This is a genomic window from Devosia neptuniae (assembly GCF_025452235.1).
In the GTDB taxonomy this organism is placed as follows: domain Bacteria; phylum Pseudomonadota; class Alphaproteobacteria; order Rhizobiales; family Devosiaceae; genus Devosia.
On record NZ_CP104964.1, the window covers coordinates 336,872 to 361,807 of the forward strand.

Annotated in this window: 26 protein-coding genes; 18 read left to right on the top strand and 8 right to left on the bottom strand. The window is 58.7% G+C overall.

The features are described from left to right. The first annotated feature begins 13 nt into the window (after positions 1–13). The 5 genes from N8A98_RS01605 (at position 14) to N8A98_RS01625 (ending at position 4,293) form a co-directional block, all read left to right on the top strand. Entirely contained in the window at positions 14–1,261 is a 1,248-nt protein-coding gene (locus tag N8A98_RS01605; RefSeq protein WP_262165246.1) for a glucarate dehydratase family protein, read from the top strand. Positions 1,262–1,281: 20 nt separating this feature from the next. After that, positions 1,282–2,022: a ribonuclease activity regulator RraA gene (locus tag N8A98_RS01610; RefSeq protein WP_262165247.1), complete on the top strand. Its 741-nt coding sequence runs from the start codon at positions 1,282–1,284 to the stop codon at positions 2,020–2,022. A 1,166-nt stretch (positions 2,023–3,188) separates the two neighbouring features. Beyond that, positions 3,189–3,476, top strand: a complete 288-nt coding sequence (locus tag N8A98_RS01615; RefSeq protein ID WP_113123739.1) for a type II toxin-antitoxin system TacA family antitoxin — start codon at positions 3,189–3,191, stop codon at positions 3,474–3,476. A gap of 3 nt (positions 3,477–3,479) precedes the next feature. Continuing rightward, positions 3,480–3,953 (top strand): GNAT family N-acetyltransferase, encoded by a 474-nt coding sequence (locus N8A98_RS01620; protein WP_262165250.1) that lies wholly within the window; start codon positions 3,480–3,482, stop codon positions 3,951–3,953. An 85-nt stretch (positions 3,954–4,038) separates the two neighbouring features. Further along, positions 4,039–4,293 (top strand): hypothetical protein, encoded by a 255-nt coding sequence (locus N8A98_RS01625; RefSeq protein ID WP_162740478.1) that lies wholly within the window; start codon positions 4,039–4,041, stop codon positions 4,291–4,293. 64 nt (positions 4,294–4,357) lie between these two features. Here the strand turns inward: N8A98_RS01625 and N8A98_RS01630 are convergent, their stop codons facing one another. From N8A98_RS01630 to N8A98_RS01640, 3 genes are all read right to left on the bottom strand, one after another. After that, positions 4,358–4,837 (bottom strand): hypothetical protein, encoded by a 480-nt coding sequence (locus N8A98_RS01630; protein WP_262165253.1) that lies wholly within the window; start codon positions 4,835–4,837, stop codon positions 4,358–4,360. A gap of 193 nt (positions 4,838–5,030) precedes the next feature. Further along, positions 5,031–5,297 (bottom strand): hypothetical protein, encoded by a 267-nt coding sequence (locus N8A98_RS01635; protein WP_262165254.1) that lies wholly within the window; start codon positions 5,295–5,297, stop codon positions 5,031–5,033. A gap of 34 nt (positions 5,298–5,331) precedes the next feature. Then, complete coding sequence (locus N8A98_RS01640; protein ID WP_262165256.1) at positions 5,332–5,703, bottom strand: hypothetical protein; 372 nt, start codon at positions 5,701–5,703, stop codon at positions 5,332–5,334. 189 nt (positions 5,704–5,892) lie between these two features. Between N8A98_RS01640 and N8A98_RS01645 the strand changes: the two genes are divergently transcribed. Beyond that, entirely contained in the window at positions 5,893–8,631 is a 2,739-nt protein-coding gene (locus tag N8A98_RS01645) for a hypothetical protein (protein ID WP_262165257.1), read from the top strand. 853 nt (positions 8,632–9,484) lie between these two features. On the opposite strand, the gene N8A98_RS01650 is transcribed toward N8A98_RS01645, so the two are convergent. After that, complete coding sequence (locus N8A98_RS01650; RefSeq protein WP_262165259.1) at positions 9,485–9,835, bottom strand: VOC family protein; 351 nt, start codon at positions 9,833–9,835, stop codon at positions 9,485–9,487. A gap of 423 nt (positions 9,836–10,258) precedes the next feature. Here N8A98_RS01650 and N8A98_RS01655 point away from each other — a divergent pair, with 423 nt between their 5' ends. Both N8A98_RS01655 and N8A98_RS01660 read left to right on the top strand, forming a co-directional pair. Further along, the gene (locus N8A98_RS01655) at positions 10,259–10,564 is read left to right on the top strand and encodes a hypothetical protein (RefSeq protein WP_113123748.1); all 306 of its coding nucleotides are present in this window, start codon (positions 10,259–10,261) and stop codon (positions 10,562–10,564) included. 448 nt (positions 10,565–11,012) lie between these two features. Then, positions 11,013–11,180, top strand: coding sequence for a Thivi_2564 family membrane protein (locus N8A98_RS01660; protein WP_262165261.1), 168 nt, complete (start codon positions 11,013–11,015; stop codon positions 11,178–11,180). A gap of 314 nt (positions 11,181–11,494) precedes the next feature. Here the strand turns inward: N8A98_RS01660 and N8A98_RS01665 are convergent, their stop codons facing one another. Then, positions 11,495–11,677 (bottom strand): hypothetical protein, encoded by a 183-nt coding sequence (locus tag N8A98_RS01665; RefSeq protein ID WP_262165263.1) that lies wholly within the window; start codon positions 11,675–11,677, stop codon positions 11,495–11,497. A 631-nt stretch (positions 11,678–12,308) separates the two neighbouring features. On the opposite strand from N8A98_RS01665, the gene N8A98_RS01670 reads away from it, so the two are divergent. The 6 genes from N8A98_RS01670 (at position 12,309) to N8A98_RS01695 (ending at position 18,155) form a co-directional block, all read left to right on the top strand. Beyond that, positions 12,309–12,719, top strand: a complete 411-nt coding sequence (locus tag N8A98_RS01670; protein ID WP_262165264.1) for a tripartite tricarboxylate transporter TctB family protein — start codon at positions 12,309–12,311, stop codon at positions 12,717–12,719. Further along, positions 12,719–14,221, top strand: a complete 1,503-nt coding sequence (locus tag N8A98_RS01675; protein WP_262165266.1) for a tripartite tricarboxylate transporter permease — start codon at positions 12,719–12,721, stop codon at positions 14,219–14,221. Before N8A98_RS01670 ends, N8A98_RS01675 begins: the two co-directional genes overlap by 1 nt. Positions 14,222–14,308: 87 nt before the next feature. Then, positions 14,309–15,337 carry a glutamate cyclase domain-containing protein gene (locus N8A98_RS01680; RefSeq protein WP_262165924.1) on the top strand — a complete coding sequence of 343 codons (1,029 nt, stop codon included), beginning with the start codon at positions 14,309–14,311 and terminating at the stop codon, positions 15,335–15,337. After that, on the top strand, positions 15,337–16,317 hold the full coding sequence (locus N8A98_RS01685; RefSeq protein ID WP_262165268.1) for a Bug family tripartite tricarboxylate transporter substrate binding protein: 981 nt from the start codon (positions 15,337–15,339) through the stop codon (positions 16,315–16,317). Before N8A98_RS01680 ends, N8A98_RS01685 begins: the two co-directional genes overlap by 1 nt. A gap of 75 nt (positions 16,318–16,392) precedes the next feature. Then, entirely contained in the window at positions 16,393–17,331 is a 939-nt protein-coding gene (locus tag N8A98_RS01690) for a LysR substrate-binding domain-containing protein (protein ID WP_113123754.1), read from the top strand. Between the two features lie 320 nt (positions 17,332–17,651). Continuing rightward, positions 17,652–18,155 (top strand): hypothetical protein, encoded by a 504-nt coding sequence (locus N8A98_RS01695; RefSeq protein WP_262165270.1) that lies wholly within the window; start codon positions 17,652–17,654, stop codon positions 18,153–18,155. Between the two features lie 314 nt (positions 18,156–18,469). Here the strand turns inward: N8A98_RS01695 and N8A98_RS01700 are convergent, their stop codons facing one another. Continuing rightward, positions 18,470–19,012 carry a DUF6022 family protein gene (locus N8A98_RS01700; RefSeq protein WP_262165272.1) on the bottom strand — a complete coding sequence of 181 codons (543 nt, stop codon included), beginning with the start codon at positions 19,010–19,012 and terminating at the stop codon, positions 18,470–18,472. 85 nt (positions 19,013–19,097) lie between these two features. On the opposite strand from N8A98_RS01700, the gene N8A98_RS01705 reads away from it, so the two are divergent. The 4 genes from N8A98_RS01705 (at position 19,098) to N8A98_RS01720 (ending at position 22,063) form a co-directional block, all read left to right on the top strand. Further along, positions 19,098–19,856 (top strand): TetR/AcrR family transcriptional regulator, encoded by a 759-nt coding sequence (locus N8A98_RS01705; protein WP_262165274.1) that lies wholly within the window; start codon positions 19,098–19,100, stop codon positions 19,854–19,856. A 142-nt stretch (positions 19,857–19,998) separates the two neighbouring features. Next, positions 19,999–21,180, top strand: coding sequence for a glycosyltransferase (locus tag N8A98_RS01710; protein ID WP_315974432.1), 1,182 nt, complete (start codon positions 19,999–20,001; stop codon positions 21,178–21,180). After that, positions 21,158–21,622, top strand: coding sequence for a GNAT family N-acetyltransferase (locus N8A98_RS01715; protein ID WP_262165275.1), 465 nt, complete (start codon positions 21,158–21,160; stop codon positions 21,620–21,622). The genes N8A98_RS01710 and N8A98_RS01715 overlap by 23 nt, the downstream gene beginning before the upstream one ends. Positions 21,623–21,652: 30 nt before the next feature. Then, positions 21,653–22,063, top strand: coding sequence for a DUF3224 domain-containing protein (locus N8A98_RS01720; protein ID WP_262165277.1), 411 nt, complete (start codon positions 21,653–21,655; stop codon positions 22,061–22,063). Positions 22,064–22,372: 309 nt separating this feature from the next. On the opposite strand, the gene N8A98_RS01725 is transcribed toward N8A98_RS01720, so the two are convergent. Next, the gene (locus N8A98_RS01725; protein WP_262165279.1) at positions 22,373–22,684 is read right to left on the bottom strand and encodes a hypothetical protein; all 312 of its coding nucleotides are present in this window, start codon (positions 22,682–22,684) and stop codon (positions 22,373–22,375) included. A gap of 29 nt (positions 22,685–22,713) precedes the next feature. Further along, on the bottom strand, positions 22,714–24,855 hold the full coding sequence (locus N8A98_RS01730; RefSeq protein WP_262165280.1) for a prolyl oligopeptidase family serine peptidase: 2,142 nt from the start codon (positions 24,853–24,855) through the stop codon (positions 22,714–22,716). Positions 24,856–24,936 lie beyond the last annotated feature (81 nt).

Below are 24,936 nucleotides of genomic sequence, written 5' to 3' on the forward strand. Positions count from 1 at the left end.
CAGGAACAACAACATGCGTATTGCCGAAGTTCGCCTCACGCCCGTCGCCATCCCCGACAAGCCCTTGCTCAACTGCAAGGGCGTGCACCAGCCCTATGCGCTGCGTACTATTATCGAGCTGGTCTGCGACGACGGCACCATCGGCCTCGGCGAGAGCTATGGCAGCATCAAAGCCCTAGCCGGCCTGCGCCGCGCCGCCCCCGCACTGGTGGGCCTTGATCCCTTCCACCTGCATGAACTGCATGCTCGCGTACTGGCCGCCATTCCCGAAGGCGGCGGCATCAACGCCAAATCCGCCGTGGCCGATCACAAGGTAACCGACGTCGCCACCTCGGCTTTCGAAGTGCCCTGCATGGATATCCAGGGTAAGCTACTGAACCGTCCCGTCTCGGACCTGCTCGGCGGCGCCGTGCGCGATCGCGTCTCCTTCAGCGCCTATCTCTTCTTCAAATTCGCCGGCCATCTCGGGCAATCGCCCGACGAATGGGGTGAGGTGCTGACCCCTAACCAAATGGTCGAGGAGGCCCGCCGCTTCGTCAGCCTACACGGCTTCAAATCGCTCAAGCTCAAGGGCGGCGTGCTACATCCCGATCTTGAAATCGAAACCATGCTCAAGCTGCGCGAGGCCTTTCCCGACCATCCCCTCCGCATCGATCCCAATGGCGGCTGGACCGTCGAAACGGCCAAATACATCGCCAAAAAACTCGAAGGCGTGCTCGAATATCTTGAAGACCCGGTCATCGGCATGGACGCCATGGCCGAGGTCGCAGCCTCCACCTCCATCCCGCTTGCCACCAATATGATCGTGCTCGAATTCGACCAGATCGCCGAGGCCTATCGCAAGCGCGCCGTCAAAATCGTGCTGGCGGACCATCACTATTGGGGCGGCATGCGCGCCGCGACCCATCTGGGCAAGCTCTGTCAGGCGCTCGAGCTTGGCGTCTCCATGCATTCCAATTCCCATCTCGGCATCACGCTAGCGGCCATGGCCCACGTCGCCGCCGCCTCACTCAATCTCGGCTATGATTGCGACACACACTATCCCTGGACGGGCGTTGACGTTTTGGAAGGCGATCTCTTCGCGTTCGAGAATGGTGCGTTGGCCGTGCCAACAGGGCCCGGCCTCGGCGTAACGCTCGATCGGAATAAACTCACCAAACTCGCCGCTCTCTACGAAACCGGCGGCGTCTCCGAACGCGACGACACCGCTTATATGAAACAATTCGACCCCACTTACGAGCGCCGCGTACCCCGCTGGTAGGCCGAAACAAAGGATATCCGATGCCCGACTTCTCCGAAGCCACCCGCGAAAAATTGCGCGGCGTCAGCACAGCAACGCTTTGCACCGCCCTGTTCAAACGCGGGTTGCGCAACCAGTTTATCCAGGATGTTCGACCCGTCGGCAGCGTCACTCGCACTATGGTGGGACCCGCATTCACGCTGCGCTATATCCCCGCCCGGGAAGATCTCAATCCGCTTGAGGTGTTCCAGGACCGCGCTCATCCCCAGCGGCAGGCCGTCGAACAATGTCCGGCCGGTTCAGTTCTGGTGATGGATAGCCGGCAGAATGCCCGTGCCGCGTCCGCCGGTTCGATCCTGGTGACGCGCCTCATGCGGCGCGGTGTCGAGGGTGTGGTCACCGACGGTGGTTTTCGTGACAGTCCGGAAATCGGCCGGATGTCTTTCCCGGCCTATCATCAGAGGCCTTCCGCGCCAACCAATCTCACATTGCATCAAGCGCTCGATATCAATGTACCGATCGGTTGTGGTGATGTCGCGGTATGGCCCGGAGATATCCTTGTCGGCGATGGCGAAGGGGTCGTTGTCATTCCCTCTGGTATCGTGGAGGAGATCGCTGAGGAGGCGGTGTCCATGACGCGCTACGAGGACTTTGTGCTCGAGCGCGTTCAAGACGGGGCCTCGGTGCTTGGCCTATACCCAATGACCGCGGAGCAGCATCGCAGAGATTTCGAGATTTGGAAGGAAACAAGCCTGTCGAACAGAACCCCTGAGGCTCGCTAACATCCCAGGATGAGTTATAGACCCTGTTGCGATAGCTCACTATTTCCATAATTAATGAGCTATAGAACGGCTCGGCTATAGCTCATGACTTGGAACTGAGACCATCCCGATTGTCCGGAATTTGTTTTCGGCTCCAAGGCATTGGATGCCATGGAGCCGGTATTCTCCAAGCTGACCCTGCCCCTCAAACGCCACAGGCGGAGTCGTGAGGATAGGGGCGGGGTCCATACCCATACGAGCGCAAAGTCGCAACGGAGCCACATCGAAACGGTTAGCTTGCAGCCGAAGGCCCTTGTGCCCCGGTCGGCCTAACTGTCGCAAGCGATCAGCGCGTCGAAGTGTCGCCAATTTAGATCACTTTCGACGGACACAGGCGTGCGGCAAGCTAGTAGCGTGCCGCACGTGAGTGTTAAGATGCATCGCATCACGCAAGGAATGGATCGATTTGCACGAGAGAATTACCATACGCATGACCTCTGAGATGATCGCCCGCATTGACTCGTGGATCGTGGATCAACCTGGGTATGTCAGCCGCCAGGATGCGGTGAGACGCTGTGTCGATTTGGTGCTTGGGCAGGGTGGTTCAGAACAGCCTGACCTTTCTTCGGGTAAGGCAGCGGCAAACTCAGCGGAACAGCAAAACATTTCCAGTTAGGCACTGTCTGCCCAACGCAGTCCGCGTTGGGCTGGGTTTCCAGAATGCCGTAACACTAGAAAACTCATATTTAACACTAGAAGGGCGAGCTAAATCGCTCGCAAAGAAGCGCGGACGCCGGCATAGCCCGCGACATATTTTCTCTACAGAAGACGACTAGAAATTCTATCAACGTGCTCACTTCTACCAATCCCGTCCTGCCGGCACGCTTCGCGTTACAGAGATTGGCATACGCTGCGAGCGCTTATTTCAAAAACCTAGTCGGCTCCGGAGGAATATCGAAATTCCGTCTCTCCAACGGAATTGAACAAGAAAGAAAATGGCTTAGGACGAAAAAGTGAAATCCGAAAGATTGCAGCCGAGGATAGATTTTCTGTCTACGAGAAGGCAGTTTTCGGGCCTGTAGCGCGTAACGTGACGCATCTGACCGGATGGAGCGCCTTGGAAGCCTTTTTGAAATTTCTACACAACGTACATACATTGTGCTATTATGTTGGTAGAGGTTTGACAAATGCCGGCAAAAGAAGACCAAAAAATAAGCACTTCCGTCCCAATCAACTTGCGGATTCCGCGAGAGGCGCAGCTTATGATCGACCGGGCGGCCAAGCTATCCGGTAAGAACCGCACCGAATTCATGGTGGAGGCAGCCATGGCAGCAGCAGAAGACAAGCTGCTGGACCAGGCTTTCATCGCACTCGACGCGCAAGCCTACGCTCAGTTCCTGGATGTTCTTGATAGGGGGCCAGAGCCCGAAGGGTACAAGCGCTTGATGAGTGCGCCTTCGCCCTGGGGCAAATAATTTTTGCAGGCGCCTTCCCGACTTTCCGAGCAGCATAGGCTTGAGGACTTTTCCTCCGGCGAGGTTGTTCTCGACACTTGGCTCAAAACCCGGGCTCTGCCCAACCAGGCGGCGGGTGTTTCTCGGACCTACGTCGCAGTTGAGGGTGGCCAGGTGGCAGGGTATTACTGCCTCAGCTCCGCGGCAATTAGCTTGAAAGAGGCACCTAGGGCACTGCGCCACGGTATGCCGGATCCTTTGCCGATGATCCTGATGGGCAGACTTGCGGTCGATCAGCGATATAAGGGGCAGGGGCTCGGAACTGCGCTCCTGAAAGACTCCGTTCTGAGAGCACAATCAGCCCTGGAAATAATTGGGGTCCGCGGGCTCCTGGTTCATGCTCTTCATGACCAGGCTAAGGGCTTCTATCTGCATCACGGTTTCCGTGAGACGCCCGGAAACCCGCTCACACTGGTTCTGCCCTTCAAGTTTACATGATTGCATGCTTGCTTACCGTCTGAATTGCTTGGGCACTTCCCAAGGTGAAGATCGCCATCGGTTCGAGATCTGAACGCGGTTCGGTTTGGACGGTTCAAGCCAGGCAAAGAGGTGGGTATTGCAAGATCGCTTTGGCAACCACATTTTCGATTTGAGCTTTATGACTGAACCCCATCCGCATCTGGTTGTGCGGCTTGCCGGTGACGAGGCTGTGCCGAGCGGGCTGCATGAATTCGGCGCCTATCGCGTTGACGTCCGTTTTGAAATCGGCGCCGGAGGCGAAGTTGGCGACGGCATTTGGGAACGTTTGCCTGAAGCCGCGGGCTCCGCCGGCGATTGAATGCCGGCCGCCAAATGCCCTTCCAAGGGGGACGCGTCTCCCCAAGGCGCAGTGCGTTGATCGTCTAGCTGCGCTCGCAGCCCCCTACGAAGCGGTCCAAGGTCTCGACAATGCCGTCGATCCCGAAACGCTGAGACCGTCCGTCGTAGAGTATCTGGAGCGGCTGGGTGGCACCGCGAGCCGTCGCAAGGACCTGCCGCAGACGACTTTCCTCCAGTGTGTCGACGACCACGGTGCGCTCGCCCTCCACAGCATCGTAATAGCCATTCAAATCGTCGAAACTTGTTCCGTTGACAACAACACTCACCGCTACTCCTGGGCGCTCCTTGTCACCCTCCTGGGCATCCACAGCTGTAAACAACAGCATCTGGATATCGTCGGGGTAATTATGGTCGCAAAAGAACTGCAACTCGACGCCGCCAGTTTTGTCGGCCTGAAAGGCCGTATAGCTCCAGGCCTTCTTGGCGTCGCTACTATCCAACTCCCAGGCAGCGACCGGCGACGCCGCCAACGCGGCAGCACAAACCCACATGAGCCGATTCATCGACATTACCCTCTTTTTGAGATGGGCAGCCTACTGAGCAAATCGGCGCCAATGAGGCATTACCGACTCCAGTAGTGATGCAGGGTCTCGTTGCTCAATCCCCAGAACAGCAGCAGCGTCATGGCGATACCGGGGCGCTTTGCAGTCGGTGACGTTCATACTTATGTCGCTCTCATGGCATTGATGACGGCAGTTATCGCCTTATGACCCTGCGCAAAATCAGCAGCAGGCCTTCCTTGGCCAGACCCAGCAGCCCCCCCGCCAGGAAAAAGAGCGAGATCAGCATGAGCCAGCCAAACGCAGTCATGTTGTAGAGCAAACCGCCAATATCTGTCCCAAGGACGATGCAGGGCTGCACGAAACCCTCGTGCAGACCGCACCCATTGAGATCGGCGATGAGCCCGGCCAGAAAGACCGAGGCCAGTGGTGCGATTCCAATGAGTATCATCAAGATCAGCAACCATATTCGGCGAGGCACTCTCGTCAGGGGGAACTCAGGCATCTCCCGATCGTGTCCGGCGACCGCCAATGGCTGCGCCGGCGCCCAGCGCCACCGCGCCCGCTCCGATCATCGCCCAGTCGAGCAAATGGGTACTCACCTCGTCCTGATTGGCTTCCGAAATACGGCGTGCCGCCGCTTGGGCATCATCGCCTGAGGCCTGAGCGTCCATCATTGCGACCATGCCCGCGTCACTACATTTGGGGAGCAGGAGGGTCAGCGCCTCGGCACTATCGCTGTTCTGACTCCGCACTAGCTGTTCACACCGCGTCTGATCGACAGAGCTTACATCTGAACTGAAGAATTGTCGGTAACCACCAAAACCGAGGAGGACCAGCCCGATAATGACGAGAATTCGTTTCTGCATGCTCAACCCGAAGCTGTTTCATTTTCTGCCTCTGTAGCATAGGAGCGCTCGGCGAACAGAGGGGCATCACCGGGTGAACACCCGAGCGGATTGTGCGATGGATAGTTGGGGCGCGCTAGCTCGCCGGTATCATTGATCACTCCGGCACTTCGGCAAACTGCCAGGCGGTTGGTTTTGCTCTAAGAGGCTATGGATACGTTTATGATGAAAACCGCTTTACACCTGCCGATCCTGCTTATGCTGGCGGCGGTCGCGCCGAGTTCGGCGCTCGCTCAGGACATGGCACCGTACCAGTCGTTGGAAGTTCGCCACGTCTGCACTGCGCAGGCAATGCGAGTGACCCCCGGAGGAGCCGAGGCCCTGATGGTGGAGACTGGCGAGCAGGTGGTGCTAGTAGATGTCACCTACGCGGCCGATGAAATCGCCTGGTTTGCGCTGAACTATGCCACCGGTCGCGGGCTTGAGCGGGCCACGGGCTATCTGCCTGTTGAGGAGGTCCGCCATTTCTGTGGCGATCCTGCGCGAGTCGAGTTCGCAAGCGACAGTCGTTTGCAGTCATATATCGCTCCGCCTAACACCTGCCATCTGGTGCTCGGTTACGCCGATACGGTCGACGCATTGAACGTGCAAGCAAGCTCGGCGCTGGATTTTGCCGCTGTGATGTCGAGCTACCGCCTGCAGTCCGGCGGCTACGCTCTGACGGCAGGTCTGCTTAGCACCGAGGTTGCCGACCGGTTGCCGAATGGCAGCACTTGCGTGTCTGGCGCCGATTTCGCTGAGGCGCTGATCTACGACGGCTCAAGCTTCGCCTTGGCGGACAACAGCGCGTCTGAAAACAGGGCGGCCCGGCTTCTGAGCGCACAGGATTTACTCGCAAATGGCCGTAAACTCCAAGATCCCCAAGCCATGAAACAGGCCTGCGACCTTGGTCTTGGCGCTGCCTGCACCGGTTTTGCAGATCTGATTTATGACGAGCCCGATGGGGCAGATCGCGGCCCTGCGGTCGTAACCCGTTACTCGCTGTTGGGGTGTTTGGCCGGTGATCTGTACGGCTGCCAGATGGCGGTTAATCGGCTGGATAATACGCTGGAATTCGCCCGCACTCAGGCACTCGCGGGAACCTCTGAAAGCACCGGGCGCGTTACGACCGAACTCTCCAAGCTGCTATGCGATGAGCAGGATCGGTTCGGCTGCATCCTTCTGGCTCGGGGGACGGCACCGGACCGCCCCGCGTCGCTGGTGGAAGCTGCATCGAATTTTGCGGCCAATCTTACAGCCTGCAAACAAGGCATTGCGTGGATCTGCGAGGAACTGGCTTCTAACTTTGATCGCGTTGTTCAGGCGCGCGGGTCAGGTCTTTCCGGGGATGAACGCTTTGCCATCGCTGGTATCGAGACCGAGCTTTGCACCATGGGCGCGCGCGAGCTCAATCAACGCAGCTGCGTCCGGGCATACTATAGCTATCGTGACTTCCTGCAGTATGGCACTCACGCAAACCTCGACGCCGACCGGGTCGCCAAAGCGGTCTCGGTGCTCACCGATGGCTGTTCCGCAGGGGATCCACCCGCTTGTGGCACGATGGCTGCAATGCCCGACTATTGGTCTGTTTCGGATCGGCGGCAGGCTACCGCCAGCGCGATCGCGCTCTGTAGCGTCCAAGACCAGAAGGACAGTATCTGTGATAGCCTTGACAGCATTCTTGACCCGACATTTTCAGAGACCCGTTCGTTGCTGCGCCCAAGATATGAGCGCCTTGCCCAATCCTGCCGGACGCCGGGCAACGGCGCCTACCAGGACTGCATCTGGGCGCTGCACAGCTATGCCGCGCTAGAGGCTCCAGATGGATTGACGACGGCCGAGGCAATGTTGAACGAGGCGTGTTCGCCTGCCAATAGCAATGGCTGTCAGGCGCTGGCGCAGCTTTACGGCAAGTCGGGACACGATTACGGCGGGATAACGATCCCCGGGCGCGACGAGCCCAAGGCCTATATGGCGGTGCTGCGCATGGGCTGCAGAGAGGGCAATCAGGATGCCGGCAATACCTGCAGCCAGCTTGCCGATGCGCTGGCGATGGCTGGCGATGACGAAAACCCGCTTTCGGTTTTGGCCGAGGCTTGCGTCAGCCTGATGGACGGGCAGGGTGGTCAAGATGCCTGGGCCTGCTACGACGCTGCGAAAATGGCGCTGACGCAGAATGCGCAGTTGGAAGATGCGCTGGTCTGGGCCAACTTTGTCTGTGAAGGTGACGATATTTCGACCGCGCCCTATGCCTGCAAACTGGTGGGAAATATCCTCGCCGAGGGGCTGGGCCTGCCCGCCGATCCATCGGGTGCACTTCTTGGCTATCAGCGGGGGTGCTTTCACCCCAGGGTCAGCACGACCGATGGCGAAGCCTGCCTGAACTATGGCAATATGCTCATTGAAACGGTCCGCCAAAATGAGATGCCGACACAGCCGCTAGTCTTCGCCCATCGGGAGGATGGTGAAGACGCCGAGCCATCCCTTGTCCTTGCCGAGGCATCACGTGCCTTTGACATGGGCTGCATGGACGGTATCGCCCAAGCCTGCAGGGCAAGTGAGCGGCTCCTCGAAGAATGGAGCACCGGGGATCTACCTTTTGATGCCTTCACCTGCCAAGTTCGGTCCGCCGTCGGGGAGGTCGTATCCGAAAGGCCCTGTCGTGGCCTCGTCATCTATCAAGCGGCAGACGAAATGAAGCAGAGCCGCGAACAGATCGGGCTCAACGTCTATGTCTGGCCAGATGGCGACCGCAGCGTAACCTATATCAAAGATGGCGTTTGGCGGCTCAACGAGATCCGCACGGACTATCCGACCAGAGAAGGCGCCACGACCTGCTGGCACAACCCCATCTCGACCCGCAGTTTCTGCGTGACACCCGCGACCGGACCGAACTTAGGCTCAATGTGATCGTTGCCGAGAGGGGCAGCCTGAGCTGGTCTGGTCAGAAGGCAGCGAGCAGCGACACACACCCCGCGCCCCCTCGGCAGAGAAGATCGCCGCCACAATGGTCCTCGCCCAAGCTGTTGATGTTCCTTGCCGATGGTCCGGGCAGCTTTGTTTTCGCGCCAGCCCCGCGACGATATCCGGATCTTCATATCCGCAATCTAGCCGTACTACGGGAAGCTCTTGATGGCGGTGAGCCCGACGGGCTAAGCGGGGTGACGTCACCGAATAGGGGCATGGAGCGCGAACCATCCCCCACGACCGCTGCCGTGACGGCCGAAAGTGCTTCATTAGGGAGCGTCTGGTTCGGGGCCGGTTGCGGACCGGCAGCTTTCAGGAGCTGCAGGTCGGATAGTTGTCGTCCGCTTCAGATAGCTTCCGGCAACAGGCGGACTCCGGTCCGATTGAGAAAATCAAGGACGCTGCCGACGCCACGGTCGACATAGTCGATGAAGCCTCCTCTAGGCTTCCTGCATGCTCGGAAAACCTGCTGCTCCTCACCACGCCGCCACAGGTTGAGTATTACCGAGGCAGGGGTGTCTTTGTCAGGGACTGTTCGCCATCTCGCCATTTGGACCCTTGCGCATCGTGAACATATTGGCAGCAGCGGAGCGCGTTATGACCGTGCGCCATAATTGTCTGCTGGCTTGGCCGAACAGAACGGAGGCCAAAATTTGCCGGCGGCCGCACAAGGGCGTTCCGCAGTTGAACAGAAGTGCTGCCCACCTGCGGTCATGCGCCACCAGTGGGTACTAACACCCTGCCGCAATGGCAGGAAACGGAAACAGACATCGCGGGCCTCCGTCGGCAAAACTCGCTATTTCTGAACGACGCAAAAGCGGTTGCCATCGGGGTCTGCGAGTACGACAAAGTCGGCATCGGGTGGATAGTCTCGGGCAACCCTGGTGGCACCAAGTTTCAGAAGACGATCAACCTCCCGCGCTGGATCATCAGCGTAAAGGTCTAGATGGTGCCGGGGACGGTGACCAGTTGCTCGCTCATCTGCCTTGTCAATTGCGACCTGCACACCTTCACCGCTAATCGGAACCAGAACCGCCCAATCAATATCGGGCTTCTCACGAGGCTTGTAGTTGAGCGCGGCGCACCAGAATGCAATGGCCCTGGATACATCCTCCACTCCCCAGACAATCGAGGCAACTCGGAGCATTTTGCGCTCTCCCATAGGACTACGTCTTTGGGATAACGGTTTGCCTCGCAACCCGTTTCAGATCTTCCGGTCGAACAGGCAAAATACGGACGGAACTCTGACTTGCAAAAGTGGCCAGGTGTTAGCTTGTCAAAAACCAAGGATGGTGGGATCCAAATGGACAACTTTCTCAGCCGAATTGAGTTGGACTGGTATGCGCAAGCCCGTTCTATCCACGCAACGAGACGAGCTATTCGAACTCTACTCCGAGCTGCATCTTGCCTGCGGCCGCGCGGCCGCTACGTTGCGGCTAGCAGAACGCTGGGATGCTCCCGAGAATGAGTTGCTGGCTAGGTTCGAACGTGAGGAAGATCGCGCTGAAGCTATCTGGAGGCGGATCGTGTGCCTGCGCGACAATGCGGATCTGGAGCCGGGGGAGAGCCCATGAACGTCGTCGAAGTTTTTCTGCCACTCGACACTGGCCGCGGTGAGCCGATACCGCTTGAGACCATAGAAGGGTTGGTCGCTGGTCTAAGCGATCGCTTCGGCGGTGCTACCGCCTATACCCGCGAGCCCGCTCTTGGATTGTGGAGGCGGGCGACAACTATCGAGCGAGATCGCATTATCGTGGTCGAGGTCATGGTCGAGCAACTCGATGAGCAGTGGTGGAGCGATTACCGCCAACGGCTTGAACGCGAATTTTCCCAGGAACGCGTCCTGATACGGGCAACGGTATGCCGGACGATTTGATGGAGAGTCTTAATCATACCGACCACGGGCGGAACTAGCTGGACCGGATCAAGGACCGATTTGGGCTGCCCCCGCACCTTTCGCATGTCCACAAAACCCGCATTTCATTCGGCCATCCGGGCTGAGGGAGAATGACACCCGGCCTCTCGGATGAGTCGGCCATACTCACCCAGGTGATTTTCAACAAACGTTCTCAAAGAAAAAGTAGCCGGGGTCGGCGACTAGCGTGGCGACATACCCCAATTGCAGCTTTCACAAATGTCAAAAGCTCAATCCGTTCAAAAGGGGCGTACCCTCAGCGGCTCGGGCAATCAGTGGCGCATATTCCTACACACCGCGGGGCTTGCGTGTTTGAGGTTGCAGCTAACGAATTGGATTCGCTTACTATCGGCAACGAAGATCGGCGGCCCGCGTTGAGTCGTGCGCGATAGGCGCTTTGGAGACTACTGTGGGCACTTCCGTTCTAATCAGCATCCTGATCACCTTCTTGGTGATCGTCCTCGTTCTCTGGCTGGTTCAGCGCCTGCCCATCGAGGCGCGCATCCGCCAGATATTGCAGATCGTGATCATTGTGATCGGGATAATCTCACTGCTGAAGTACCTGGCGATATTCTAGCCTCTTGCGACCTCAGCTTCTCCATCACATTCGTTGACGGGGAGCTGAGGTCGTTGATTTCATATGTGGGGCTGCCAGGGCGAGCGACACAGCTTCGTGTCCCGTCGGAGACTTGCAGCCGGCCTTGAGGGAGGCGTCAAAAGGCTACCGGCGGACAGCGCCACTTTTGGCGTCAACTTTCCGGGTGAAGGCGTTATTGCGCCGGAGTTTGGGCGCGTAAAGCCACCCACTGATCTGTTCGATCGCGCTGGCTCGCCTTGGTGACATTTCGATACGGCCCGCAGAGCTGGGCAGCCTGGTTCGCGCCCATTGAGCTACTTTGTCTGACCTTTGCGCCCTTGCGCATCGAACTCGTCCACTTGCCGATTGATGTCGTCAAGTAGCCGCCTCGCCGATTTGTTTCGAATGGGCGTGTCAACCACCAGCGCCAGGCCAAGCGCCGTGGCCTCCAGGCGCGCGTGAACGGGCATTTGTGGATGATCAGGAACGCGGCTCATAGCTACATCATAGCGCGAGGCCGGGGCGAAAGAACAGGGGGCGGGAGGGCAACGTTTCCGCCGCAGGAACGATGCCCTCCCTGTCACCTGCAGCATCTTGGGCTGCGCAGGGATCCGGTTTTGCGGCCTCTGCGCGACAGAAGAGGCCCAGACCCAAGGCAATATAGCGAGCAATATGCGAGTCTCTCGAACACCGCGTCCCCCGATCCACAGGGTGCGGTGGGCATGGTTTACGAGTTCTTATCTCCGGCCAAACCTGTGATGTGAATTGTCAGAGATGGTTCGTTTGCGGACTTGTCAGAATGGCCGACAGCCTCAGTCTCTCGCCGCACAGCAACGTGCTGGGCATCCAGGTCATGGCGCCCGCGACTGTGCCGCATGCGAGAATGCCCGTTTGGGCTTCGGAGAGCGAATATTAGCCCCAATGGTGAGAATTTGGTCGGCCCATCATAAGGCCAGCGCATAATAGAATGCCTCGTTTGTATTTGACCTTTATGTGACGGATTTTCCAAGATGACCGCCTAGATGAGCTGTCCCGGTAAGGGTGTCAGCAAAGCGGGGGGCACATATAATCGTGCAATTGGGGATGTCATCAGGCCTTAGAACGAGCTCTAATTTCTGGGCGGCGTTGTTGTTTCTTGTCATGGGCGTCGCTGGCGCGATCCTGGCGACACGCTATGATTTGGGCCAATTGCGCCGCCTCGGTCCGGGGGCTTTTCCCTTTGCAGTCGCGCTCCTTCTGGCGCTGATCGGGCTATGCCTCTTGCTTAAATCCCTGCGGGATCATGGCCCCGACATACTGGGTGTCGAGGTCGCCAGTCTGCTGGCCATCGGCGGCGCGCTACTGATCGCCGGGTTGACGGTGCGCTCGCTGGGCATTGTCGTTGCCGTCCCGGCGGCCGTGGTGGTGAGCAGTCTCGCCGCCGGCGGATTCAAGCCGCTGCGAATAGCCGCAATGGCGGTGGGGCTGACGCTGTTCTGCTATCTCGTGTTCATTTTGGGGCTTGGTATTCAATTGCCCGTTTTTCCGGGGCAATTCTGATGGATCTGTTTTCCAACCTTGCCACGGGTTTCAATGTTGCCCTGACGGTCCAGAATATCGGCTTCTGCTTCATCGGCGTCTTGTTGGGCACTGCCGTGGGCGTGTTACCGGGCCTTGGGCCGCTGGCGACCATCGCCATGTTGCTGCCGCTGACCTATTCGCTTGAACCGGTGACGGCCTTGATCATGCTGTCGGGCATCTATTATGGCGCCCAATACGGCGGCTCGACCACGGCAATCCTGGTCAATCTGCCGGGCGAATCCAGCTCGGTCGTGACCTGCATCGATGGCCACCAAATGGCGCGCAATGGGCGGGCAGGTTCGGCGCTGGCCATGGCGGCGCTCGGATCGTTCTTTGCCGGCACGATTGGCACTTTGCTGGTGGCCGCCTTTTCGCCCTATCTGTCCCGGCTTGCCCTTTCGTTTGGCCCCGCCGAGTATTTTTCGCTGATGGTCCTGGGTTTGATCGCGGCCGTGGTGCTGGCTTCGGGTGGACTGCTCAAGGCGGTTGGGATGATCCTGATCGGCATCCTGCTGGGCACTGTCGGCACCGACGTTAGCAGCGGCGTCATGCGCTTCACCTTTGGCTCGCTCGATCTGGTGGATGGGTTCGAGTTCGTTGCCGTCGCCATGGGCCTATTTGCCTTCGCTGATATCATCGCCAATGCCCGTGGCAGCAATACGCGGACGCTGATCACCGACACCGTGAAGGGCCTGTGGCCGAACCGGGAAGAGTTCCGCCTGGCCTGGCCGGCAGTGCTGCGCGGCACCGCACTTGGTTCCGTGCTGGGGCTGTTGCCGGGCGGTGGCGCGACCCTGTCGTCGTTTGCCTCCTACACGATCGAAAAGAAGATATCGAAGCACCCCGAAACGTTCGGCAAGGGCGCGCCCGCTGGTGTGGCGGCGCCTGAATCGGCCAACAATGCGGGTGCGCAATCCTCGTTCATCCCGATGCTGACCCTGGGCATCCCGAGTAATGGCGTGATGGCGATGATGATCGGCGCCATGATGATCCACGACATCGTGCCGGGCCCTGAAGTGATGACCAGCAACGCGCCGCTATTCTGGGGCCTAATTGCCTCGATGTGGATCGGCAATTTGATGCTGGTGATCTTCAACCTGCCGATGATCGGTATCTGGGTTCGCCTGCTGCGCATTCCCTATGCGATCCTTTATCCAGCCATCCTGATCTTCTCCACGATCGGGCTCTATTCGATCGCGAACAGCACGTCGGCGATCATTATGGGCGCTGGATTCGCGCTGTTCGGCTATCTGCTCAATCGCCTTAAATGCGAGCCGGCGCCGCTGCTGCTGGGCTTCATTCTCGGTCCGATGATGGAAGAATATCTGCGCCGGGCCATGCTGCTGTCGCGCGGCGATCCGGCTGTGTTCGTCACCCGCCCGCTCTCGGCCGTGCTGCTGGCCGCCGCGGTGATCCTGCTCGTAACCATTGTGTCGCCGATGGTGCGCAAGAAGCGCGAGGAGGTGTTCGCCGAAGACTGAGACGCCGCCGCTTCCCAAATAATCGCGCGCAATCTGCCAGACCGGCTTGCTGCTGCCTAACTGATCAAGGTCAAAATGCCAGACATTATGGGTGAATATGTCGACAGGCTCGTCACTGTCGAAATGAGAAACCGTGGGATGAATCACGGTATCATCAAGCAAATCTACGACGCTGCACGCGCCGAGGGTGGCGGACGTCCACTGAGTGCCCAGGCTGCCGAGGCGCTGGTGAACACGGTCAAACCGGGCGACGTGGTCTTTATCGTGACCGGTGCTGGTTATGCGCCCGAAGTGCCCAATGGCGAGAGCGATGGTCCTCCCGGCGCCGCGTCCCTAGCACGCGCCATCTATTGGGGTCTCAAGGCCATCCCCGTCTTCGTGACCGAAGAGTGCCACGCTCCGCCGGTCGTCGCCTCGGCCAAGGCCGCCGCCGTCATGGTGCGTGAATTTGATCTGGCCAAGAACCGCCGCATGGGCGGGGCTTTGATAACCGCGCCGACCGATCGCAACCAGACTAAGGCCTGGGCCGAACAGATCGTTGAGGAATATCAGCCCAAGGCAGTGATCTCGATCGAGCGGCTTGGACCCAATGATCAGGGCATCGTGCATGGCTCGACCGGCGTTGCTAAGGAATGCGTCGATCTGGGTCACGTGTTTGTCGAAGCCAAGAAGCGCAAAATCCTCACCGTCGGCATCGGCGACAACGGCAATGAAATTGGCTTTGGCCGCATCTATGATTTTATGCGCGATTTCCACCCTTATGGGCGCGAGACCCAGTATCCGGGCGGTACCGGCGTGATCACGGTGATCGCCACCGATTATTTCCTGCCGGCCTCGGTCTCGAACTGGGGTGCTTATGGCATTGCGGCGATGATCGCCTTCTTCCTCAAGAATCAGGATCTCATCCAGACCCCAGAGATGGAGCGCAAGATCCTTGAAGCCTGCCTTGATGCCGGTGGCTGGGAGATGCGCTATTGCACATCCCGCTTCATCGTCGACGGCACGGCAGGGGAAAGCTCGATGTCGATCGTGCAATTGCTGCGCGACATGCTCCGGCTCAACATCGCGGAACCGGACCGCGGCCTCTCCCATGGTAAGATGAAGGAACAAGCCTGATGAAATCAGTTGCTAAGTGTCTGGCGGTCGTCGCCGCTTCGCTCGTTTCCTGCGCTCTGCCGGTCCTGGCGCAAGCACCCGATTACCCAAGCCGTGCCATTACCATTATTGTTCCTTATGCGCCGGGCGGGCAGGGGGATATCACTGCCCGCGTCATCGCCGAGCACCTTGCTCCGCTGCTTGGTCAGCCGGTGACGGTGGAGAACCGGGCCGGCGCCAATGGTGTGATCGGCATCGATGCCATCGCCCGTTCGGCGCCTGACGGCTACACGATCGGCGTCGTGGTCGCTTCGCACGCCCTGTCGCCAGCGCTGATGGAGAGCTTGCCCTATGACCCGGTGACAAGCTTTGCCCCGATCACCACGACGGCGCTGACACAGATGGTGATGGTGGGTAGCCCAACGCTGGAGGCCGACACGGTTGGGGAGTTCATTGCCTACGCCAAGGAACATCCGGGAGAACTTGCCTATAAGTCCGCCGGCCCGGGCAGCAATTCGCACCTCTTTGGAGCCTGGTTCGCCGATGCTGCCGGGATCGAGATGATCCACGTTCCCTATAAGGGCAGTGGGGATTCCATGCCGGACCTGATGAGTGGTGTCGTGCAGATGGGCTTCGATACGCTGCCGGCCGTTCAGGGGCATATCGATAGCGGCCAACTCAAGCTGCTTGCTGTCGGCGGGCCAGATCGCTCGCCGCAATACCCCGATGTCGAGACCGTTGCCGAAGCTGGTATTGAAGGCTTTGCCGCTAATTCCTGGGGTATGGTGCTTGCCCCGGCCGGCACGCCGGATGCGATTGTGGATAAGCTCAACGAAAACATCGTTACCGTGCTGAACATGGAAGCGGTGACGGCGCGCTTTACGACCATGGGCGCCTCAGTAGTCGGCAATACACCGGCAGAGGCTGCCGCAATGCTGCAGTCCGAGGTCAACCTATACGGTGATCTGGTCAAGCGTCTGGCGATTGAGACCAATAACTGACAGGCGACGGCATTCATTGTGTGTAATGTGGCGGGGGGAACATCAAGTTCTCCCCGTTCTGCAATGAAGTCGAAAATGAAGGCTAATCGTCCCCTTAACGAGCGGCAGCTGGAGGCGTTCCGGGCTGTGATGCTGACTGGCAGCATGACTGGTGCGGGCCGGTTGCTATCGGTGTCGCAGCCGGCGGTTACCCGCTTGATCAAGGACCTTGAGAGCGAACTCAAGTTGATCCTGTTCAGCCGCGAGGGCACCCATATTGCGCCCACTGCCGAGGGTAAGGCACTCTACCGCGAGGTCGAGCGGCATTTCGTCAGTACCGAGCGTATCCGCGAAGCTGCCTATGGCATCCGCGAATATAATGCGGGGCAGATCAAAGTCGCGGCCATCGTTTCGCTGTCCATGGCTTGCCTGCCCAAGGCGATCCAACGGTTTGCCGAAATCTACCCCAACATCGTCATCAGCGTGCATAGTGGGGCCTCGCACGACATTATTGATCTCGTCTCCAATGGCAGCATGGATGTCGGTTTTGTTGCTTTGCCGCCAGGGCGCAACGACCTGCGCAGTGAGCCGCTTTCGGCCTCCAAGGCGATTTGCCTCCTGCCCAAAGGGCACCGGTTGGAGAAGCTGGCTGCAATCACGCCGAAGGATGTGGATGGTGAGGACTTTGTTGCCCTGGGCCCCGGCAGCCTCATGCGCCTCGAGCTAAATGCCCGCCTGCACCTGGCGGGCGCAAAGCCCAAAATCCGGATCGAGACGCTATTCTCGTTCTCGGTCGCAACCTATGTGAGCCGGGGTTTCGGCGTCGCGGTGGTAGATCCTCTCGCGGCAAGTTTCGTTGACCCCGAACTGGTCAGTGTGAGGGCGTTCTCCCCCGCCATTCCCTACCTGCTATCGACAGTTTTTCCGCCTGCCGAGGCACCCTCGGCTCCGCTGGAAGACTTCGTCAACATCATGCGGGTGGCCTATGAACAGGAATTGGCCAAGGCCGAGGAATTATGCCGATTTGGAAGGTAGAGCGGCAAGGACTAAGCCCGGCACCCAGGCGCGATGGTCCATCCCGGCGACGGGGTTATTCTGCTGCTCCATGGTCGGCTGCTCGCACAGCGGGCGCCAAAGCCGCCGGTCTGCTCCCGACCCCATCTCTGCCGTTCGTGGCAGGATGCAAGGACGCTTGAAGCGGACCTTGTATGCCGGTGCGGTCTTGGATCATACCTGTCGCTGATTTCGGGAATTTGCGACAACCTACTCATGGAGCATTTGGCAGAAATCAAATTGACGCGAGACGAAGCATGCTTTTGAACCGACGCACCTTGCTCGCGATGGGAGTCCTTGGGATGACAGCTCCTCTGGCTGCTCGGGCAGCTATGTCTAAAGTTCTGTATGACGGCAATCTCTTGGCCGACTATTTCCAAATATACCTGCGCGACGAAGCCCATCCTGAATTACCCGACGACTACACCGATGAAGCGATCTCCCGACGTCTCATGGCCGGGCCGTATGCGGTCATTCTCCACACAGCGCGCAATATGACCGTGCCGATCCGCGTTGAATGGCACGACATACGACCCGCTCTCGATCTCAATGCTTACCAACACATTGTCGAGGCTCATTTCGATTGTCCCTCGGGCCAACTCGTGCTGGCTGGCCTGACAGACTACGATCCCACCGCTCTGCGACTTTCGGTGAAAGCAGGGCCGCTTGGCGTTCGTGCCAGCTTTTCCGGTCTCGACACGCTCAGTGAAGATGGTCTTGAAGGAGATGATCAATACGTAGTTCAGCTCTGGCCCGGAGCTGAACCGGAAGGCGTGCGTGTGTTGAAGGGATGGCCTGGCGAATAAAGGGCTGCTTTCCAGCCAGCCGGTTGGAAGGCGGCCTTTCCGTTCCCCCAACTACTCGTCTGTCGAACCCTGATGCCCGCATTGAGGAAGTGCGAACGTTCGTCAAACAGCCGAAATGGGGCGCGTTTCGACACCGGGTTGCCGCTGATATCGGACAGTATCTGGGCAATGTCCGCGAAGGACACGGCAGGGTCACCGTACAGTCATGGCGGCGGCATTTTTGTCTGCGGCTTCGGTTATGCGGAAGTAGCCAAGCTTCCCTCGGCCCGGACGGATGGCGGGCCATCTCCGGGCGTTGATGTTATCGCTCCCAGTCACGATCGCCCTTCGCCGGCTTGTGCTGCCAGATAGCTGGCGTACCACTCCCGGAATTCTTCCGCGGCACCAAATTCGGGATGGTGCCTTGAGAGCTCTGCCGTCACATCTTTCGGCGCTGTCGACAAAAGCCCGATGATCTCGGGGGAGCGCGGAAGCCTGAAGGCCGAATGATCGTGATGGTTGCCGACCGCGATTGTGCCAAGAGGTCGTCCGTCCCGTCCCAGCATCTTGCTGAGCATCCACCGTTGCTGGTGCGTCTCATCGGCATTGCCCCACTCTCGGCTGCTCTGAAAACTGCCGGGCAGGCGGGGGACGGCCTTCAATCCCGCTTCTGCAATGGCATGTCGGGCCGGAAGGAACAGTAAGGCATTGAACTTGCCATAGGCCATGTCACCCACGCTCTCGAACAGCGTCTGATATTCTCCCAGCAGAGGCTGCAGTTCGTTTAGCCGGTGATCAACGGAAGACTGAATGGCATTCGCGAGCAGCGTGATGCTCGTGACCGCCGCTATTGGCAGGCGGAAATCTGGTTGATGCATCTTTCAATCCTTAATAGCGTACGCCGTAAAGTTTTGGCGTTGTAAGGGCAATGCCGTACTATGTAAAGAGTTGAGGGCAGCCAGTATGGGTGACGTTTCGGGCGCTAAAGCCGAAATTGATAGGCTATGGGGTAACCAAAGTGACTCTAGGACAGGTCCAAAGGCGAAGTTGACAGGCAGACAAGTCGCCAGGAGAGCGATTGGGCTTGCCGATCAGAATGGTATCCATGCCCTGACCATGCGCTCCGTGGCCCACGCGCTGGGCGTATCCCCCATGGCGCTCTACACCTACTTCCCAGGCAAGAACGAACTCATTGAGGTCATGGTCGACGAGACCTTCACCGAACCTTCGCTGACATCGGAGATGGCAGGAGGCTGGAAGGAACGGCTCATCGTAGTGGCCGAGAGGAATTGGTCTCTCTTGATGCACCATCCGTGGCTTGCCGATGTCGAAGGCTTCAGGCCTGTTCTGGGACCTAATGTCATCGCCAAATACGATTTCGAACTCTCAGCACTCGAGGGGGTGGGTCTTTCGGACGTGGAAATGGATCTTGTACTCGCTACCGTGCTGAACTTCGTGCGGGGCGCGGCCAAGACCAAGCTGGATGCCGCGGCGGCGGTGCATCGGACCGGGCAGGCAGATGACGTCTGGTGGCGAGAACGAGGCCCCCTATTGGCCAAAGTCCTAGGAGACCGGTACCCTCTTGCCCAACGTGTTGGTGCCGCAGCGGGGGCATATTACGATGCCCCGGGTGATCCCGATTTGGGGTTTAGATTTGGTCTCGAGCGCCTCATCGACGGCATCGGGCTAATGCTGCCACGTCAGTCGCCAAGGTCTGAATAGCGGCTTATTTGGAACAGGTTATCACCTGTTGGCAATACGCCGCGAGGGCAGCTCTCACAGTGCACATATGGGGCACAAGGGCCTTGCTTCAAGAGTGGTTACCCGTCGTACACCGCGGTGAACGTGTTCGGTTTGGAGGTAAATGATGCGCGTATTGCTGGCTAGCTATGGATCAAGGGGGGACGTCGAGCCCATCGCCGCGCTGGCGGTTCAACTGCTTGGGCAAGGTGTAGAGGTGAAGGCCTGCGTCCCGCCGGACCGTGAGTTCGTGGAGCTATTGGATCGCTACGCAATACCGTCGGTACCCTTCCCGAAAAGCTGGCGATCCTGGGCGGACCAGCCATCAACCGCCGAAGAGAAGGTCTTTAGCGTTGATGACTATGTCGGTCAGCACGTCGCTGTGACCTATCCGACCTTGGTAGAGGCCGCGCAAGATTGCGATGTAATGGTCGCCAGCGGTATGTTGCACTTCGTCGCCAGCTCAGTCGCGGAGCGGGTCGGCATTCCGCTACGCTTTGTGCTCTTCTCGCCTAGTCTGCTCAAGCCGCAACCGTGGCAGCCTTTGGCAGTGGCGGCGATCAATGCTCATCGAGCCTCCATCAATTTGCCGCCGATCAGCAATGCTATGGAGTTCTTGTTCACTGCCCGCCCTTGGCTGGCGGCCGACCCTCTGTTGAGCCCGCTAAGTGACCGGCAGGAAATGCAGCTCGATCGCACGGGTGCTTGGGTCTCGACTGATGATCGCCCCCTACCTCGCGACCTTCTGGCGTTCCTGGATGCCGGCGCCCCGCCCATCTATGTGGGTTTTGGCAGCATGCGGATGGCGAGCGATAGCGCGAGGATGGCGATCGAAGCTATACGCGAACTTGGGCATCGCATTGTCTTGGCACGTGGTTGGTCCGACTTGGCAACCATCGATGCGGAAAAGGACTGCTTTTCAGTCGGAGAGGTCAACCAGCAGGCGCTGTTTCCCCGCATGGCGGCAGTGGTGCATCATGGCGGCGCCGGCACGACGATCGCCGGGGCCATGGCGGGAATTCCGCAGGTCGTCGTTCCGCAAGCGGCTGATCAGCCCTATTGGGCCAGTCGCGTCAGCGCTTTGAGAATAGGCGCTGTCCACGACGGTCCAGTTTTGACATCGAGCTCGCTTTCTTTGGCGCTCCTGGAAGCACTCAATCCAAAAGTGCAAAAGGCAGCCTCGGCCATGGCCCAACGTATCCACCGGGATGGGGCCGCTGTGGCTGCCAAACGATTATTGGATGTTGTCGCGCAACCGCTAGTCACCGCAAAGGCCGGGAAGCATGACCCGCATTCAGTTTCGTAACGCGACATCTGCCGACCGCGACAGTCTCAATCGGATCAAGCGAGCGGCTTCGCTTGTCAGCGATGAGTACAGGGAGGCACTTTTGGCCCATCCCGAATTCCTGCTGGTGCCGGACAGGCAAATAGACTCCGGCCAGGTAGTCGTTGCGGAGGAGGGAGGCGAGATCGTTGGACTGGCCGCAATCAGCCGCCGGGACGATGGACTGGAGCTGGAAGGTCTTTTTGTTGACCCGTCTCGGTGGAAACAGGGAATCGGGCGCCGCCTGGTCGAGGTGACGGTTCGGCAGCGTAGCGAGGATCCTGCATTGACGCCGCTGCATGTTGTCGCCAGCCCTGACGCCAAGCCATTCTACCTGGCCTGCGGGTTCAAGATTGTTGGAGACACCGACACCCGCTTCGGTCCCGCAATCGTCATGAGACTGGACCCTCAGCCTTGTGGCTGAGCAATCATACCCCCAACGAGGAGAGATCAGATGAAGGCACGCGGAACATTCACGGTCAGCAATTTCAAGCCGACGCAGTTGGCTCCTGTGCCGGCCATTTCGACCGCCATGCCGGTTGGCGTCAGCACGATGGAGAAGACATATTCAGGCGGAATTGTCGGCCGATCCGCCACGATCTTTACGGCCGCCTTCGATCAGGCAAGTGGAGTCGGCTCTTACGTGGCGATGGAAAGCTTCGAAGGCACGATTGCCGGCAGAACCGGCACCTTCAATTTTCTTCACTCCGCCTCGACCAAGGGCAGCGATCGGAGCAATGAGTTTATTGCCATTGTCGAGGGAAGCGGTACCGGTGGATTTTCCGGAATCTCGGGCGCCGGGCAAATGACAGTCGATGCTGATGGCACACATCACTTGGAGTTCGATTTTCAAATTGTTGGATAGGCTGGGGTTGATTGCCAAGGTCACTACTGTCTGCCAACATATCGCGGGAAGACTGCTAGATCACGAGCGAGTGGGTTCAGCGGGCGAAGTACTAGGTTGTTACCGGCCATCGTTGGTTGCGGGTCAAAGTTCAAGTGCTGAATGTCCATCCCATATCCATGGCTGCGTACCTGCTTCGCACGACATTGGGACAAAAGCTGACGGACTGCGAACCCCCCTTTGTCGCCTGCGAACGGACGGGACAAAGTCAAGGCTGAAACGCTTCGTGGGCCGATCCAGCCGGCCGCTAAGCCGGCTGGTCGGATTAAGTTAGTTCGCCTCCTCTTTTCGGGCGTCGATCATTTCCTGCGTATTTCTGCTAATCTCGGACGCGATGCGGGCGCGTTCCAGGGCGGCTAACGCTTCCCCATCTCGACGCTGCTGTTGGATCAGCATGCATTGCGTGTGCTGGGCTGAACCATAGCGCGATCCGAAGTTGGCACAGGTCACCATGTCTTCATTCAGTTCGGCCTGCCGTTGCTCGGCAGTGGTGGCACAACCAGCCAAAAAAGAGCCAATCATGATGACAAGTGCGAGAGACTGGGCAGAGCGGTGACGTCTAGAAAAAGGAGTATGCTTCATAGCTTAGGTCTCTTGAATTGAGGAATTGATTACTTGACCGGAGCGACTTTGAGCCCAGTCCAACGTGCTGCGAACGCCCACATGTCGGCATAGAGGGAGACCAACTTGTCCAATGGCATGCCGGCGCCATGACCAGCGCGGGCCTCCACCCTGACCAATCGGGGCTTTGGGCCTAGTTCCTCGGCTTGCAGCCGGGCAACGTATTTGAACGTGTGTCCTGGTACGACACGATCGTCCGCTTCGGCCGTGGTCGCCAGGATAGCGGGATAGTCAACACCGGGTCGGGGGTTAATGTTGTGATAGGGCGAGTAAGCAAGGAGATTGTCGAAATCGGCCTCGATGTCGGGATTGCCGAAGTCCGATATCCACATGGCTCCACCGGTGAACTTGTGGAACCTGAGCATGTCCATCACACCCACGCCCGGAAGAGCCGCGTCGAATAGATCTGGACGTTGGTTGACGACGGCACCGACCAGCAGCCCGCCATTGGACTCGCCTTGAATGGCCAAACCTTTTTCTGACGTAATGCCTTCGGCCTTCAGGAATTCGGCTGCGGCGATGAAGTCGTCGAAGACATTCTGCTTGTTCACCAACCGACCGGCCATGTGCCAGGCACGGCCATACTCACCGCCACCACGAATGTTGGCGACAGCAAGGACCCCGCCTTGCTCGACCCAAGCCATCTGCGCAGGGTTGTAAACCGGCACCTGACTCACCGCGTAGCCGCCGTAGCCGTAGAGCAGGGTCGGCGCGGCCGCATCGACATCGTCGCGTCTGACGATGAAGATCGGGACCCGGGTGCCATCATGGGAATGATAGAAGCGCTGCTCTACCTTTACGCGATCGAGATCGACCGGAACTTTTGGTTCGAACCATGTAGACACGGCGTTCTTATCGACGTCATAGCGAAGCACCGAGATAGGCATGTTATAGCTTGAGAAAAGGAAGAATGCCTCGGTGTCTGCGGCGTCTCCCTGCATAACGGCTGCACTGCCAATACCGGGCAAATCTACTTTGCCCTCTGGCGTGCCGTTCAAGTTGAACCGGCGAACTTCGGTATTAGCGTTGACCAGATAGTAGGCGATAAGACGCCCCCCGACGAGCACCGCCCGGGTAAGCACCGCATCGTCTTCGGGGACGATCTCAACGACTTTACCTTCCGCATCATCCAGATCGAGCGTCACCAGTTTTCGGCGTTCGGCGTTGTCGCTGGTAAGGATGAAGAGTCTGTCATCGCTGTTGCCAACGACTGACCATTCGGCATCGAAGCCTTCAACGACGGTGCGAGGCGCCCAATCTTCGGTCGACAGGTCGATGACGGTCAGTGCATTGACACCAACTGATGCCGTCGAGGCGATGAACAGGTAGCGGCCATCGTCGCTGCGATCCGAGAGGTGAAGCAGCTTTGGATCGTCCGGTGTAGAATAGACCAGCCGATCATCGGCCTGTTCAGTGCCCAAAGCATGATAATAGACTGCATGGCCTGACACGGCTGCGGAGGCACCAGCGTCGCCCTTTGGCTCGGGGAAACTCGAGTAGAAAAAGCCTTTACCCGCCTTGTCCCAAGCGATCTGGGTAAACCGTGCCCATTTCACCTCGTCCTGCCGCACCTGTTGCGTGTCAACGTCCAGAACCTGAATGGTTCGCCAGTCGCTGCCACCAGATTGAACGCCGTAGGCGATGTATTTGCCATTGTCGGAAACCGACCATTCGGCCAGCGCATCAGCGTTGTCTTCAGACCAAGTGTTGGGATCGATAAGCACTTGGTCTTCGCCGGTTGCACCATCGCGGACCAGTAGCGCTGGCTGATTGGTGGTCGTCGCATTTCGCGTGAAGAAGTACCGGTTTGCCCGTTTGATCGGCGCGGTGGCCTGCTCATAGTCGAGCACTGATGCCAGACGATCACAGAAGACATCTCGGGTTGGCAAGGTGTCCAGGTAATTTCTGGTCAAGGCATTCTGCGTCGTCACCCAGCGTGCAACATCGTCATCACTGCGCAAGTCGGTTTCGAGCCAACGGTATGGATCTACGAACGTCCGACCGAAGAGTTCTTCGGAAACGTCCAGACGTTTGGTTTCGGGATAGTTGAAGGTCTCCATGGGAGGCTCCTGGGCTAGGGCCGGCACGGCTGCAAGGGCAGCGAGCGCGAATATCATCGCTTTTGGTTTCATCGATAATCTCCTCTCCAGCGAATGGTCGTCGCACAGGCGCTCGGACCACGCCGAAAGACGTGAACAGACACATAATATGTC

Coding starts and splice junctions, on each gene's coding strand:
- N8A98_RS01605 (WP_262165246.1), top strand. CDS start 14: ATGCGTATTGCCGAAGTTCGCCTCACGCCCGTCGCCATCCCCGACAAG.
- N8A98_RS01610 (WP_262165247.1), top strand. CDS start 1,282: ATGCCCGACTTCTCCGAAGCCACCCGCGAAAAATTGCGCGGCGTCAGC.
- N8A98_RS01615 (WP_113123739.1), top strand. CDS start 3,189: ATGCCGGCAAAAGAAGACCAAAAAATAAGCACTTCCGTCCCAATCAAC.
- N8A98_RS01630 (WP_262165253.1), bottom strand. CDS start 4,837: ATGAATCGGCTCATGTGGGTTTGTGCTGCCGCGTTGGCGGCGTCGCCG.
- N8A98_RS01640 (WP_262165256.1), bottom strand. CDS start 5,703: ATGCAGAAACGAATTCTCGTCATTATCGGGCTGGTCCTCCTCGGTTTT.
- N8A98_RS01645 (WP_262165257.1), top strand. CDS start 5,893: ATGGATACGTTTATGATGAAAACCGCTTTACACCTGCCGATCCTGCTT.
- N8A98_RS01650 (WP_262165259.1), bottom strand. CDS start 9,835: ATGCTCCGAGTTGCCTCGATTGTCTGGGGAGTGGAGGATGTATCCAGG.
- N8A98_RS01655 (WP_113123748.1), top strand. CDS start 10,259: ATGAACGTCGTCGAAGTTTTTCTGCCACTCGACACTGGCCGCGGTGAG.
- N8A98_RS01665 (WP_262165263.1), bottom strand. CDS start 11,677: ATGAGCCGCGTTCCTGATCATCCACAAATGCCCGTTCACGCGCGCCTG.
- N8A98_RS01675 (WP_262165266.1), top strand. CDS start 12,719: ATGGATCTGTTTTCCAACCTTGCCACGGGTTTCAATGTTGCCCTGACG.
- N8A98_RS01680 (WP_262165924.1), top strand. CDS start 14,309: ATGGGTGAATATGTCGACAGGCTCGTCACTGTCGAAATGAGAAACCGT.
- N8A98_RS01685 (WP_262165268.1), top strand. CDS start 15,337: ATGAAATCAGTTGCTAAGTGTCTGGCGGTCGTCGCCGCTTCGCTCGTT.
- N8A98_RS01690 (WP_113123754.1), top strand. CDS start 16,393: ATGAAGGCTAATCGTCCCCTTAACGAGCGGCAGCTGGAGGCGTTCCGG.
- N8A98_RS01695 (WP_262165270.1), top strand. CDS start 17,652: ATGACAGCTCCTCTGGCTGCTCGGGCAGCTATGTCTAAAGTTCTGTAT.
- N8A98_RS01700 (WP_262165272.1), bottom strand. CDS start 19,012: ATGCATCAACCAGATTTCCGCCTGCCAATAGCGGCGGTCACGAGCATC.
- N8A98_RS01705 (WP_262165274.1), top strand. CDS start 19,098: ATGGGTGACGTTTCGGGCGCTAAAGCCGAAATTGATAGGCTATGGGGT.
- N8A98_RS01710 (WP_315974432.1), top strand. CDS start 19,999: ATGATGCGCGTATTGCTGGCTAGCTATGGATCAAGGGGGGACGTCGAG.
- N8A98_RS01715 (WP_262165275.1), top strand. CDS start 21,158: ATGACCCGCATTCAGTTTCGTAACGCGACATCTGCCGACCGCGACAGT.
- N8A98_RS01720 (WP_262165277.1), top strand. CDS start 21,653: ATGAAGGCACGCGGAACATTCACGGTCAGCAATTTCAAGCCGACGCAG.
- N8A98_RS01725 (WP_262165279.1), bottom strand. CDS start 22,684: ATGAAGCATACTCCTTTTTCTAGACGTCACCGCTCTGCCCAGTCTCTC.
- N8A98_RS01730 (WP_262165280.1), bottom strand. CDS start 24,855: ATGAAACCAAAAGCGATGATATTCGCGCTCGCTGCCCTTGCAGCCGTG.